Origin of the sequence: Pantoea sp. UBA4549, assembly GCF_002387285.1 — a bacterium.
Classification (GTDB): domain Bacteria; phylum Pseudomonadota; class Gammaproteobacteria; order Enterobacterales; family Enterobacteriaceae; genus Pantoea; species Pantoea borealis.
In genome coordinates this window covers 70260-84182 of the sequence record NZ_DGLH01000009.1, presented here as the reverse complement: position 1 = coordinate 84182, position 13923 = coordinate 70260, and the positions used below count along the sequence as shown (strand labels likewise).

The following is a 13923-nucleotide window of genomic DNA, read 5'->3' as shown; positions in this document are numbered from 1 at the left end:
ATGTCAGGCAGGAATCGGTCATGAATGCGAGTGCAGCCGCTACACAGGATACAGCAAAGAAAGGCATAACAGACCTTTTCGCCCGCCTGCGCGCTAATCCGCGAATTCCCCTCATCATCGCTGCGGCCGCAGCCATTGCGGTTGTGCTGGCGCTGGTGCTCTGGGCCAAAGCGCCCGATTACCGCGTGCTCTATAACAACCTCTCTGATGAAGATGGCGGCGCCATTGTCACCCAGCTGACGCAGATGAACATCCCCTATCAGTTCGCTGAAAACGGCGGTGCCCTGATGGTGCCGGCCGATAAAGTGCATGAACTGCGCCTGCGACTCGCGCAGCAGGGCCTGCCGAAAGGCGGCTCGGTAGGCTTTGAGCTGATGGATAAAGAGAAGTTCGGTATCAGCCAGTTCAGCGAGCAGATCAACTACCAGCGTGCGCTGGAGGGTGAACTGGCACGCACGATTGAAACGCTGGGTCCGGTCAAGGCCGTACGCGTGCACCTGGCGATGCCGAAACCTACCCTCTTCGTTCGCGAACAGAAAGCGCCGTCGGCTTCAGTGACGCTGACGCTGCAGCCTGGCCGGGCACTGGATGAAGGGCAGATCCAGGCCATCCAGCATATGGTCTCCAGCAGCGTGGCGGGCCTGCCGCCGGGCAACGTGACCGTGGTCGATCAGACCGGTCGCCTGCTGACCCGCTCCGACAGTGAAGGACGCGATCTCAACGACGCCCAGCTGAAATATGCCGCTGAAGTTGAAGCGCGTTATCAGCAGCGTATTGAAGCGATCCTGAACCCGATTGTTGGCCAGGGCAACGTACACGCGCAGGTCACCGCTCAGATTAACTTCGACCGCAGTGAACAAACGGATGAGAAGTATCAGCCAAACGCCAATCCAGCCAACTCGGCGGTGCGTTCGCGTCAGACCAGCACCAGCGATCAGAACGGCAGCGCTTATCCGGGTGGCGTACCTGGCGCCCTCTCTAATCAGCCTGCGCCTGCTAACAATGCACCGGTGACAAATCCGGCGCAGCAGAACGCGGCTAATGGCCAGAACAATGCGGCGCAGAATGCCGGTACCACCACCAGCACCGCCAGCCAGAGCAGCGGCCCGAGCAGCTCCAGCCGTAATGATACGGTGAACTATGAGCTCGACCGCTCAATCCGCCACACCAAACTCAACGTTGGCGATGTGCAGCGTCTGTCAGTCGCCGTGGTCGTGAACTACCGCGATGACGGTAAAGGCAAAGCGGTCGCGCTGAACGATCAGCAGATCAAACAGATTGAAGATTTAACCCGCGAAGCGATGGGCTATTCACAGACGCGCGGCGACAGCATCAATGTGGTGAACTCGGTATTCAATACCACCGAGCCTGCAGGTGGCGATCTGCCGTTCTGGCAGCAGCAATCGTTCTTCGATCAGCTGATGAATGCCGGCCGCTGGCTGCTGGTGGCGCTGGTTGCGTTCATCCTCTACCGCAAACTGGTGCGTCCGCAGCTGATGCGCAAACGCGAGGCGGAACAGGCCGCTGCTGAAGCCGTGGCTGCCCGCGCCGCTGCGCAGGAAGAAGAAGCTGCTTATAGCGTGCAGATTAATAAAGATGAGCTGGACCAGGAGCGTAAATCTTCTAACCGCATGAGCGCCGAAGTGATGAGCCAGCGCATCCGCGATATGTCTGAAAACGATCCGCGCGTCGTGGCGCTGGTTATCCGTGAATGGATGAGTAACGAACTATGAGTCTGACCGGTACAGAAAAAAGCGCCATCCTGATGATGACCATCGGCGAAGAGCGCGCAGCTGAAGTGTTTAAACACCTGAACCAGCGTGAAGTGCAGCACCTCAGCGCGGCGATGGCCAGCATGAAGCAGATATCGCACAAGCAGCTGACGGAAGTCCTGCGCGAGTTCGAGACCGATGCTGAGCAGTTTGCGGCGCTGAGCCTGAACTCCAACGACTACCTGCGTTCGGTACTGATCAAGGCGCTGGGCGAGGAGCGCGCCTCCAGCCTGCTGGAAGATATCCTGGAGACGCGCGAAACCACCAGCGGTATGGAAACGCTCAACTTTATGGAGCCGCAGGCGGCTGCCGATCTTATCCGCGACGAACATCCGCAGATCATCGCCACCATCCTGGTGCACCTGAAACGTGGTCAGGCGGCCGATATTCTGGCGCTGTTTGACGAACGCCTGCGTCACGATGTGATGCTGCGTATCGCCACCTTCGGCGGCGTTCAGCCGGCGGCGCTGGCGGAGCTGACTGAAGTCCTGAACAGCCTGCTGGATGGCACCAACCTCAAGCGTGCGAAGATGGGCGGCGTGAGAACCGCAGCCGAAATTATCAACCTGATGAAAACGCAGCAGGAAGAGGCGGTCATCGAAGCGGTACGCGACTTCGACGGCGAACTGGCACAGAAAATCATCGACGAGATGTTCCTGTTCGAAAACCTGGTGGAAGTGGACGATCGCAGCATCCAGCGTCTGCTGCAGGAAGTGGAGTCCGAGCAGCTGCTGATTGCGCTGAAAGGTTCCGAGCAGCCGCTGCGCGAGAAGTTCCTCAAGAACATGTCTGCGCGTGCAGCCGACATCCTGCGCGACGACCTGGCCAACCGCGGTCCGGTACGTATGTCTGCAGTAGAGAACGAACAAAAAGCGATTCTGCTGGTGGTACGCCGTCTGGCAGAAGCGGGCGAAATGGTGATTGGTGGCGGCGAGGAAACCTATGTCTGATGCATTTTCCGCCCGTCCGTGGCAGCGCTGGCTGCCTGACGATCTGGCAGCGCCACTGAGCACCGCGCCTGACCTGCCGCCTGCGGGGCATGATGCTGACGCTGATGTCATGACGTTCAGCGAAGAAGATGAGCAGCAACAGCAGCTGGAGCGGATGCAGCAGCAGATGCGCAAAGATGCGCAGACGCAGGGCTACAGCGAAGGCTACCAGAAAGGATTTGCGGAAGCGCAGCAGAATGGCTACGACGCCGGCTTTCAGCAGGGTCTGGCCGACGCACAGCAGCAGCAGGCGCCGCTGCAGGCGCGCATGCAGCAGCTGGTGACCGAGTTCCATCATACGCTGGAAGCGCTGGACAGCGTCATCGCCTCGCGGCTGATGCAGCTGGCGCTGGAGGCCGCCCGTACCGTTATCGGTCAGGCGACACAGGTGGATGGCAGCGCCCTGCTGCGGCAAATCCAGCAGCTGATCCAGCAGGAACCGATGTTCAGCGGCAAACCGCAGCTGCGCGTGCATCCGGACGATCTGCAGCGCGTGGAGCAGACGCTTGGCCCCACGCTTGATCTGCACGGCTGGCGGCTGCTGGCGGACAGTACGCTGCACCCCGGCGGCTGCAAGCTCAGCGCTGAAGATGGCGATCTTGACGCCAGCGTGGCAACCCGCTGGCAGGAGCTGTGCCGTCTGGCAGCGCCGGGAGCACTCTGATGACGTCTCGTCTGTCGCGCTGGCTTGGCGCACTCGACTCCTTTGAACAGCGTATCAGCCAGGTGCAGACCGTGCGACGCTATGGGCGCCTGACGCGCGCCACCGGGCTGGTGCTGGAAGCGACCGGGCTGCAGCTGCCGCTGGGCGCAACCTGCATTATTGAACGCCATGACAACGGCCACATCACCGAAGTAGAGAGTGAAGTGGTGGGCTTTAACGGGCAGAAGCTGTTTCTGATGCCGCTGGAAGAAGTTGACGGTATTTTGCCCGGCGCCCGCGTCTATGCGCGGATGAACGGCGATCACAGCGGCAAACAGCTGCTGCTGGGACCGGAACTGCTGGGACGCGTGCTGGATGGCAGCGGCAAGCCGCTTGATGGCCTGCCTGCGCCTGAAACCGGTTATCGCGCACCCCTGATCACCCCGCACTTTAACCCGCTGCAGCGCACGCCGATCCATGACGTGCTTGATACTGGCGTGCGGGCCATTAACGCCCTGCTGACGGTGGGACGCGGCCAGCGCATGGGACTGTTTGCCGGTTCCGGCGTGGGTAAATCGGTGCTGCTGGGCATGATGGCGCGCTATACCAAAGCCGACGTAATTGTGGTTGGCCTGATTGGCGAACGCGGCCGTGAAGTCAAAGAGTTTATCGAAAATATTCTGGGTGCCGAAGGCCGCGCCCGCTCGGTGGTGATCGCCGCGCCGGCCGATGTCTCCCCGCTACTGCGCATGCAGGGCGCCGCCTACGCCACGCGCATTGCGGAAGATTTTCGCGATCGCGGCCAGCACGTGCTGCTGATCATGGACTCGCTGACCCGCTACGCGATGGCGCAGCGTGAAATTGCGCTGGCAATTGGTGAGCCGCCGGCAACTAAAGGCTATCCCCCTTCCGTATTCGCCAAGCTGCCGGCGCTGGTAGAACGGGCCGGGAACGGCATCGACGGCGGCGGGTCAATCACGGCGTTTTATACCGTGCTGACCGAGGGTGACGATCAGCAGGATCCTATCGCTGACTCCGCGCGCGCCATTCTGGACGGGCATATTGTTCTGTCGCGCCGGCTGGCGGAAGCGGGTCACTACCCGGCTATTGATATCGAAGCGTCGATCAGTCGCGTAATGACCTCGCTGATTGATGAAACACATTACGCCCGCGTGCGGCAGTTTAAGCAGCTGCTGTCCAGCTATCAGCGTAACCGCGATCTGGTCAGCGTTGGCGCCTACGCCGCCGGCAGCGATCCGATGCTGGACCGGGCAATTACGCTCTATCCGCAGATGGAAGCATTTCTGCATCAGGGGATTTTTGAGCGCAGTGAATATGATGACGCCTGCCTGCACCTGCAGACGCTGTTTGGTTAACGCTGTTATCAGACGAGGCTGACCCATGAAAACCGCCAGTGCAATTGACACCCTGCGCGACCTTGCCGAACAGGATCTGGACGATGCTGTCGTCCATCTTGGCAACATGCGGCGCGGCCAGCAGCAGGCTAATGAACAGCTCAGCATGCTGCTGGACTATCTGGATGAGTATCGCAACAAGCTCAATCAGGATATGTCCGGCGGTATTACCAGCATGCGCTGGAGCAACTACCACCAGTTTATTCAGACGCTGGAAAAAGCGATTGACCAGCATCGCCAGCAGCTCAGCCAGTGGGATCAGCGCACTGAACAGGCGCTGGGCAGCTGGCGGGAAAAACATAAAAAACTCAATGCCTATCAGATGCTGATCACCCGCGCTGAAGAGAGTGCATTGCGTCAGGAAAACCGTCTCGATCAGAAACGGATGGATGAATTTGCCCAACGGGCCGCACTGAGGAAAAGCGAATGACTACGCTGCAAGCCCTGCTTACGCATACTGCAAAAGTCGCTAAAACAGCTGTCGCAACGGATGCGGCACCAGAGAACACGGCAACGGGTGACAGTCTGCCGTCCCATTTTATCACCGAGCTGGGTAATCAGCTGCTGGCGCTGGCGAAACAGCAGGGAAAACTGCAGCCGGGTGAGACCCGCGGCGCTGAAGAGGCTGCCGGTAAAGATGATAAAACATCACTGAGTACGCTGCTGCAGGCACTGGACAAACCAGATGCCTTAAATGCACTTTTCCAGCCGGCGGGATCTAAAGCCGGGCTTAAATCCGCCGATGATAGTGATGAGCCTGCCGTTACCCCGTTAAGTGCCAGCGACTTACAGAACGTGCAGGCGCTGTTTGCCATGCTGCCGGCGATGGTGGAAAACCGTCCGCCGCTGGCCTCCGGTGCTCAGCCGCCGGTAGCCGCTAACGCCACCGCAGGTACGCCGCTTAACGCGGCGCTGACAGGGGCGCTGCTGACGGGCACCGCGCAGGCAACTGAGCAGGCAGACGCGGCGGTACCCCACACCGGCAGTCAGGATGCGCCAGCGCTTACCGCGCGCGCTGACGCCCTGGCCGCCAGCAGTCACAGCAGCACCGCGCCCGCCAGTAGTGGGGCACTGACGCTGGATGAGAGTTTCCGGCAGATGCTGGGGGGACTCAGTAAAAGCGATGAGCGGCACGCGCTGTCAGCCGGACAGGAGCAGCCAGCCGCGCATCTCAGCACCCTGTTCAGCAGCAGCGCACCGGTTAATACCGCCAGCGCCAGCCTGCAGGGCACGCCGTCAACGCCGATGCTGAATGCACAGCTTGGCAGTCAGGAGTGGCAGCAGGCGCTGGGTCAGCAGATTGTGATGTTCAGCCGCAACGGGCAGCAGAATGCTGAACTGCGGCTGCATCCGGAAGATTTAGGCGCGCTGCAGATCAGCCTGACAATGGATAAGGACCAGGCGCAGCTTACGCTGGTTTCAGGTCACAGCCATGTCAGAGCGGCGCTGGAAGCCGCCCTGCCTCAGCTGCGCAGTGCACTGGCGGAGAGCGGCATTAACCTGGGCCAGAGTCAGGTCAGCAGCGACGCGTTTGCCCAGAGCCAGCAGCAGCACGCCGGACAGCAGGAGAATCAGCGCGACGGCCAGTATGGCCGCTTTACTCAGGCGCTGGAGAGTGACAGTGAGATAACACCTGTAGCCGTTCCGGCGACCCTGCAGGCGCGCGCTGCCGGCAGCGGTGGCGTTGATATTTTTGCCTGACAGCGGCTAAACGCTGAAGGTAAGCGTAAAACTCGCGTCTTTTCTTCCCATTGTTTGACTTAAGACGCGGGATAATCTGTTCAGGTAAGCCGAGAGGCTTGCCCATAATTCACAGGAAGTACTGCAAACATGTCTGATAACGCGAAAGCAAAAGGCCGCAAACGTTCATTACTGATTCCGGTGTTACTGATTTTAACACTGGCCGCTTGCAGCGTAGCAGGCTATGCAGTCTGGCGAATGATGAATAAACACGAGGGTGACAAACCGGAGGCCGCGAAAGTTGAGCCACCGCCCGCCCCCGTCTTTTTTGCAATGGATACGTTTACGGTTAACCTGGTAAATCCTGACAACGATCCCGATCGCGTGCTGTACGTAGGCTTTACGCTGCGTCTGCCGGATGAGGATACCCGTCGCCGGTTGAACGATTACCTGCCGGAAGTGCGCAGCCGTCTGCTGCTGCTGCTGTCGCGTCAGAACGCGGCGCAGCTGGCAACCGAACAGGGCAAACAGGCTCTGGTTGAGCAGATAAAACAGGTGATGGCGCCGCCGCTGGTAACCGGACAACCTGCACAGGCCGTCAGTGATGTGCTGTTTACCGCCTTCATTTTGAGGTGATTTAATGGGCGATAGCATTCTCTCCCAGGCTGAAATTGACGCGCTGCTTAACGGCGACAGTGACAGCGCGGAAGTAGAGAAAATTTCCACCGGGAGCGATGGCGACATTCGCCCTTACGATCCCAACACCCAGCGTCGCGTGGTACGCGAGCGGCTGCAGGCGCTGGAGATCATTAATGAACGTTTTGCGCGCCATTTTCGTATGGCGCTGTTTAACCTGCTGCGCCGCAGTCCGGATATCAGCGTAGGGGCAATAAAAATTCAGCCCTACCATGAGTTTGCCCGCAACCTGCCGGTGCCAACCAACCTGAACCTGATCCATCTGCAGCCGCTGCGCGGCACGGCACTGGTCGTGTTCTCACCAAGCCTGGTTTTTATCGCCGTCGATAACCTGTTTGGTGGTGACGGTCGCTTTCCGACCAAAGTAGAGGGACGTGAGTTTACCCATACTGAACAGCGCGTGATCCGCCGCATGCTGAAGCTGGCGCTGGATGGCTACAGCGACGCGTGGAAAGCGATCTACCCGCTGGAAGTGGAGTATGTCCGTTCAGAGATGCAGGTGAAATTCACCAACATCACCACCTCACCTAACGATATTGTGGTCAACACGCCTTTTCAGGTGGAGATTGGCAACCTGGTAGGTGAGTTTAACATCTGTATTCCGTTTTCCATGATTGAGCCGCTGCGCGAGCTGCTGGTCAATCCACCGCTGGAGAACTCCCGTCAGGAAGATACCCACTGGCGCGATAATCTGGTGAAGCAGGTGCAGCACTCTGAGCTGGAGCTGATTGCACATTTTGCCGAAACCTCAATGCGCCTGTCGCGCATTTTGCAGCTTAAACCCGGCGATGTGCTGCCGATTGAGAAGCCGGATCGCATTATTGCCCATGTGGATGGCGTTCCGGTGCTGACCAGCCAGTACGGCATGCTGAATGGCCAGTACGCGCTGCGCGTTGAACATCTGATAAACCCGATTTTGAATTCGCTGAATGAGGAACAGCCCAATGAGTGACAGCAAAAACCCGTCCGACGATATCTCCGCGGACGATCTGTGGGCTGAAGCAATGAACGAGCAGACCGGCAGCGGCAGCGCACCGGCCGCCAGTGAAAATGTTTTTAAGGCGTTTGAGAGCGCCGGCGCCAGCGGTGCCATGCAGGATATCGATCTGATCATGGATATCCCGGTCAAACTTACCGTTGAACTGGGACGTACCAAGATGACAATCAAAGAGCTGCTGCGTCTGACGCAGGGTTCTGTGGTGTCACTGGATGGCCTCGCCGGTGAACCGCTGGATATTCTGATCAACGGCTATCTGATTGCACAAGGTGAAGTCGTGGTCGTGAATGATAAATATGGTGTACGCATCACCGATATCATTACGCCTTCTGAACGCATGCGTCGTCTGAGCCGCTGATGATGCAAAACAGCGCACAGACCCTGCAGCCGGCGCACACACAGCCGGTGGTCTCTACCGGCTCCGTGGTGGGCCAGGTCGGTACGATGCTGGCAGTTATCGTTCTGCTGATTCTGGCCTGCGGCTGGCTGGCAAAACGCATGGGTTTTGCGCCAAAAACGGTGAATGCGCAGGCGCTGAAAGTCAGCGCCAGCGTACAGGTCGGGCGTCAGGAGCGGGTGGTGATCGTTGAAACCGCCGATGCGCGTCTGGTGCTGGGTGTGACAGCGCAGCAGATCACCCATCTGCACTCGCTGCCGCCGTTACCGCCTGAAGAGCACCCACAGGCTCAGCCTGTACCACAGGATTTTCGTCAGATCCTCCACAACCTGGTTAAACGTCCCGGAAAACCTTAATGATGCGTCGATTACTCTCTCTGCTGCCGCTGCTGATGCTGCTGGCACCGGCTGCGCACGCGCAGTTGCCTGGTCTGGTCAGCCAGCCGCTGGCTAATGGCGGGCAGAGCTGGTCACTGCCGGTACAGACGCTGGTGTTTATCACCTCGCTGACCTTTATCCCGGCCGTACTGCTGATGATGACCAGTTTTACGCGCATCATTATCGTGTTTGGCCTGCTGCGTAACGCGCTGGGTACGCCGTCGGCGCCGCCTAATCAGGTGATGCTCGGCCTGGCGCTGTTCCTGACCTTTTTCATCATGGCGCCCACGTTCGACAAAATTTATGCTGATGCCTACCTGCCCTTCAGTCAGGACAAAATCAGCATGGAGGTGGCGCTGGATAAAGGTGCCCAGCCGCTGCGCGAGTTCATGCTGCGCCAGACGCGCGAAGCCGATCTTGCCCTGTTTGCCCGCCTGGCCAATACCGCGCCCATTGATGGCCCGGAAGCGGTGCCGATGCGTATCCTGCTGCCCGCGTACGTCACCAGCGAGCTGAAAACCGCATTTCAGATTGGCTTCACGGTCTTTATCCCTTTTCTGATTATCGATCTGGTGGTCGCCAGCGTACTGATGGCATTAGGTATGATGATGGTCCCGCCGGCGACGATTGCGCTGCCGTTTAAGCTGATGCTGTTTGTGCTGGTTGACGGCTGGCAGCTGCTGGTGGGATCGCTGGCCCAGAGCTTTTATTCCTGACCCTTCAACAATCTTTCCCTGACAGGAGCACAGTATGACCCCGGAATCGGTAATGGTAATGGGCCAGGAAGCGATGCGTGTCGCGCTGATGATGGCGGCTCCGCTCCTGCTGGTCGCGATGGTAAGCGGACTGATCATCAGTATCCTGCAGGCGGCAACGCAGATTAATGAACAGACGCTCTCTTTTATCCCCAAAATTCTGGCGGTGGCGGCTACCGGCGTGATCGCCGGTCCGTGGATGCTGAATCTGATGCTGGATTACATTCGCACCCTGTTCAGCAACCTGCCTTACATCATCGGCTGATGGTTACCCTCGACAGCAGTCAGCTGATCCACTGGGTGGCGCAGTTTTTCTGGCCGATGGCACGCCTGCTGGCGCTGTTTGCCAGCGCGCCGGTGCTGAATGAGCGCAATATCCCCAAGCGGGTAAAGGTGGCGCTTGCGTTTGTGATCACCTGGATTTTACTGCCGCTGCTGCCACCGGTAGAGGTTACCCTGTTCTCACCTGCCGGCTTCTGGATGCTGATTCAGCAGCTGCTGATTGGTGCGGGCATCGGTCTGACCATGCAGATGGCGTTTTCAGCCGTTAAGCTGGCGGGTGAAATCATTGGTTTACAGATGGGATTATCTTTCGCTACGCTGCTGGACCCGAACACGCGGGTCAACATGCCGCTGCTGGCTCGCTTTCTGGATATGCTGGCCATGCTGCTGTTTCTGACTTTCAACGGGCACCTGTGGCTGATCTCGCTGCTGGCAGACAGTTTTCAGACGTTGCCTGTCAGCGCAGAGCCGCTGAGTGCTGATGCCTTCATGGGACTGGTCAAAGGCGCCGGGTTAATTTTCCTTAATGGCATGATGTTAGCGCTGCCCTTAATCATTTTGCTCCTCACGCTAAACCTGGCACTGGGTTTGTTAAACCGTGTTTCACCTCAACTGTCGGTTTTTGCTATTGGCTTTCCTGTTACCTTAACGGTCGGCATCCTCTCCATGGGTATGCTGATGCCCCTTCTTGCCCCGTTTTGCGAACATCTGTTCAGCGAAGTCTTTGATTTACTCGCCCGATTTGTCTCAGAACTTTCCCCTGCACGTTAGTTAACGATACTGTTACCATTCTGAAGTGATAGTTAAGCAGTCAAAATCATTCCGTATACTTTTCAAACCATTTTTTTCAGAAATCAACTGAGGAAATTCTGATAAATCGATATTTATCGTGAAAAACATTCTTATTAAACGGTGCCTGGAGTATTTTAGTCAGACGATTCTTAAGGTGGTTTCCCTGACGGATCGGTTGGCAAAGTGCTCAAGGGTATGTTTTTAAACAAAAAAAATTTAAAAGCGATTTTTCTTGTCTAATTTCCCTTTTTCCGGCATTGTCAACACTCGCTGAAGCGTCACACTTTCGCGAAACAAATGTTTTTAAGATTTGTCCTATCAGAATTGCCTGTAACATGCGCGATAGTGACACAGCTCTCAAAAACAGAGCGGAAGGTATACCTAAAGCAAATTCCTGGTGATTCCCGCTATCGCCGGGAAAAGAATGACGTGGATGGAACACAAAAAACTTCGCAGAACGGGTCAGGGAAGAGTCATGATGGCACAGGGATATAATTTGCCAGACTGCAAAGCAGAATAAAAAAGTGTCTTTGAAAATTTCTCTCGTACCGCAAACGCGTATTCATCGTTGATTTAAACGGATAACAAATTGGTGAGGGTCGCTATAATGCCAACGATTATTATGGATTCATGTAACTACACACGCCTGGGCCTGTCGGACTATATGTCGGCAAAAGGAGTTAAAAAGAAAAACATTACTGCAGCCACGGATATCGAACAGCTACAACAAAAATGCGAGCAACTAAAACCTGGCGTAGTATTTATTAACGAAGATTGCTTTATTCACGAAGCCGATTCAAGCGATCGTATTCGTGCTATTATCACACAGCACCCGGATACTCTTTTCTTTATTTTTATGGCGATCTCAAATATCCATTTTGAGGAATATCTCTACGTTCGTAAAAACCTGATTATTACATCAAAATCGATAAAGACGTCAACACTGGATTCACTGCTGGGCACCTACCTGCAAAAGAAACTCAATGCGTCACCGCGTATTTCCGCCGGGATGGATATTCATCCACTGACGCTGAGCCAGACTGAATCAAATATGCTGAAAATGTGGATGTCAGGCCATGACACTATTCAGATTTCAGACAAAATGCAGATCAAGGCTAAAACCGTTTCATCTCATAAAGGCAATATTAAGCGTAAAATCAAAACGCATAATAAACAGGTTATCTATCATGTGGTACGTCTGACAGATAATGTAACCTCCGGCATTTATGTTAACGTGCGATAAACTGTCTGCGACATAATTTATGCTGCTGCAGGGCTGGTCTATTGACCGGCCCTGTTGTTTTTTAACGCTTTTGCGATCGCGATCTCATATTCTCATCTAAGTCTTTACCCTGCCCTGCCGATGTTTGTTTTCAGAACCCTTACCACTATGAGAGCAAGGAAATGAAAACAGCATCGATCGATGTAGATAATAAGCTCAGCCTCTGGCAAAACCTGCGCCTGATGCCACTGTTCAGCGTAATATTCGGCGGCATTTTGCTGCTTTTTGCCCTGTGTATTGGTCTTGCCAGTTATTTTCTGATCCAGAGTAACAACTCGCTGAACGACGCAACGGAAGAGATTCAGGTGCGTATGGGGATATCCAACAGCTCTAATCACCTGCGCACCGCCCGACTTAATATATTGCAGGCAGGCGCGGCAACGCGTATTGGCGAGATGGAGAGTTACCGCGCCGATCTGGCGCGGACGGAAACCCGTATTAAACAGGCACGCGAAGGATTTACGCTTTATATGGCGCGTGATGTCAAAACGCCCGCCGATCTGGCACTGGACGCGCCGCTGACTGCCAGCTTCAATCAATATATTGAGAAAGGCGTGAAGCCGATGATTGAATCGGCGCGTCAGGGCAGCTTTGAAGGCATTGTGGCGCAGGAGACCGATGTGACCCGCAAGCTGGATGATGCGTATAACGCGCTGCTGCTGAAGGCCATTAAAATCCGCACCGAACGAGCCGAGATGATTAACGCCCAGGCGGCGCACCAGGCACGCCTTGGTTTTATCGCCATGGCAGCGGCATTTACAGCGGCTTTAGTGCTGGTTGTGCTGACCTTTATCTTTCTGCGGCGCATCATTATTAATCCACTGCGCCAGTCGGTCGTCCGCATTGAGCGTATTGCCCGGGGCGATTTGACCGCCGCCGATGTGCCGTGCGGGCGTAACGAAATCGGCATGCTGCTGCATAATCTGCAGCTGATGCAGGCCGCGCTGGTACGCACCGTGGGCAGCGTGCGTGAAGGGGCGGAGGCGATCTATCAGGGAACCAGTGAAATTTCTGCCGGTAACACCGACCTCTCCTCCCGTACCGAGCAGCAGGCTTCAGCGCTGGAACAGACCGCCGCCAGTATGGAGCAGCTCACTGCCACCGTGAAGCAGAATGCGGAAAACGCCCATCACGCCAGTCAGCTGGCGGCTGACGCTTCTGACAAAGCGCGCAACGGCGGCGATCTGGTCGGCGGCGTAGTGAAAACCATGAACAACATCTCCGGTAGCTCGAAAAAGATTGCCGAAATCACCAGCGTTATTAACAGCATTGCTTTTCAGACGAATATCCTGGCGCTTAATGCCGCCGTAGAAGCCGCACGGGCGGGTGAACAGGGTCGCGGCTTCGCCGTGGTCGCCAGCGAAGTACGCAGTCTGGCGCAGCGCAGCGCTCAGGCGGCGAAAGAGATCGAGACGCTGATTGCCGAGTCGGTGGCGCTGATTAGCAACGGATCGCATCAGGTGGGCGAAGCGGGAACAACCATGAGTGACATTGTTGAAGCCGTACGGCGCGTCACCGATATCATGGCAGAAATTGCGGCAGCGTCAGATGAGCAGAGTCGCGGGATCCAGCAGGTTAGCCTGGCGGTCACAGAGATGGACAATGTGACGCAGCAAAACGCCTCACTGGTTGAAGAAGCCTCCTCTGCAGCGGCCTCGCTGGAAGATCAGGCGGGTAAACTGACGCAGGCGGTGGCCGCGTTCCGCCTCAGCGATACGGGTTCCGCTATGATGAGAGGTGTGGCCCCCGTAAAAGCAGCACCTGCGGCTCAGCGCCCGGTACGTCCGGCACTGGCGGTATCAGGCAGCGATAACTGGGAGACCTTCTGACAGCAGGCGCCCCGCTG

At 56.6% G+C, this 13923-nt stretch carries 15 protein-coding genes; all 15 read left to right on the top strand.

Annotated features, from left to right (window positions below; genetic code table 11):
- Positions 1–20 precede the first annotated feature (20 nt).
- Entirely contained in the window at positions 21–1733 is a 1713-nt protein-coding gene (gene fliF, locus B3041_RS07050; protein ID WP_065649019.1) for a flagellar basal-body MS-ring/collar protein FliF, read from the top strand.
- Positions 1730–2722, top strand: coding sequence for a flagellar motor switch protein FliG (gene fliG, locus B3041_RS07045; protein ID WP_065649018.1), 993 nt, complete (start codon positions 1730–1732; stop codon positions 2720–2722). The genes fliF and fliG overlap by 4 nt, the downstream gene beginning before the upstream one ends.
- Positions 2715–3425, top strand: coding sequence for a flagellar assembly protein FliH (fliH, locus tag B3041_RS07040; RefSeq protein WP_292970836.1), 711 nt, complete (start codon positions 2715–2717; stop codon positions 3423–3425). The genes fliG and fliH overlap by 8 nt, the downstream gene beginning before the upstream one ends.
- On the top strand, positions 3425–4780 hold the full coding sequence (gene fliI, locus B3041_RS07035; protein WP_065649016.1) for a flagellar protein export ATPase FliI: 1356 nt from the start codon (positions 3425–3427) through the stop codon (positions 4778–4780). The genes fliH and fliI overlap by 1 nt, the downstream gene beginning before the upstream one ends.
- A gap of 25 nt (positions 4781–4805) precedes the next feature.
- Positions 4806–5249: a flagellar export protein FliJ gene (gene fliJ, locus B3041_RS07030; protein ID WP_065649015.1), complete on the top strand. Its 444-nt coding sequence runs from the start codon at positions 4806–4808 to the stop codon at positions 5247–5249.
- On the top strand, positions 5246–6520 hold the full coding sequence (locus B3041_RS07025) for a flagellar hook-length control protein FliK (RefSeq protein ID WP_292970830.1): 1275 nt from the start codon (positions 5246–5248) through the stop codon (positions 6518–6520). The genes fliJ and B3041_RS07025 overlap by 4 nt, the downstream gene beginning before the upstream one ends.
- 129 nt (positions 6521–6649) lie before the next feature.
- Positions 6650–7135 (top strand): flagellar basal body-associated protein FliL, encoded by a 486-nt coding sequence (fliL, locus tag B3041_RS07020; protein WP_065649013.1) that lies wholly within the window; start codon positions 6650–6652, stop codon positions 7133–7135.
- A 4-nt stretch (positions 7136–7139) separates the two neighbouring features.
- On the top strand, positions 7140–8147 hold the full coding sequence (gene fliM / locus B3041_RS07015; RefSeq protein ID WP_039385143.1) for a flagellar motor switch protein FliM: 1008 nt from the start codon (positions 7140–7142) through the stop codon (positions 8145–8147).
- Positions 8140–8550: a flagellar motor switch protein FliN gene (gene fliN / locus B3041_RS07010; protein WP_065649012.1), complete on the top strand. Its 411-nt coding sequence runs from the start codon at positions 8140–8142 to the stop codon at positions 8548–8550. Before fliM ends, fliN begins: the two co-directional genes overlap by 8 nt.
- 2 nt (positions 8551–8552) lie before the next feature.
- Positions 8553–8945, top strand: coding sequence for a flagellar biosynthetic protein FliO (gene fliO / locus B3041_RS07005; RefSeq protein WP_065649011.1), 393 nt, complete (start codon positions 8553–8555; stop codon positions 8943–8945).
- A 2-nt stretch (positions 8946–8947) separates the two neighbouring features.
- Positions 8948–9682, top strand: a complete 735-nt coding sequence (gene fliP, locus B3041_RS07000) for a flagellar type III secretion system pore protein FliP (protein WP_039385989.1) — start codon at positions 8948–8950, stop codon at positions 9680–9682.
- A gap of 34 nt (positions 9683–9716) precedes the next feature.
- Positions 9717–9986 carry a flagellar biosynthesis protein FliQ gene (fliQ, locus tag B3041_RS06995; protein WP_039385151.1) on the top strand — a complete coding sequence of 90 codons (270 nt, stop codon included), beginning with the start codon at positions 9717–9719 and terminating at the stop codon, positions 9984–9986.
- Entirely contained in the window at positions 9986–10774 is a 789-nt protein-coding gene (gene fliR / locus B3041_RS06990; protein ID WP_065649010.1) for a flagellar biosynthetic protein FliR, read from the top strand. The genes fliQ and fliR overlap by 1 nt, the downstream gene beginning before the upstream one ends.
- 628 nt (positions 10775–11402) lie before the next feature.
- Complete coding sequence (rcsA, locus tag B3041_RS06985) at positions 11403–12038, top strand: transcriptional regulator RcsA (protein ID WP_039385157.1); 636 nt, start codon at positions 11403–11405, stop codon at positions 12036–12038.
- 161 nt (positions 12039–12199) lie between these two features.
- On the top strand, positions 12200–13906 hold the full coding sequence (locus B3041_RS06980) for a methyl-accepting chemotaxis protein (protein ID WP_065649009.1): 1707 nt from the start codon (positions 12200–12202) through the stop codon (positions 13904–13906).
- Positions 13907–13923: the final 17 nt, after the last annotated feature.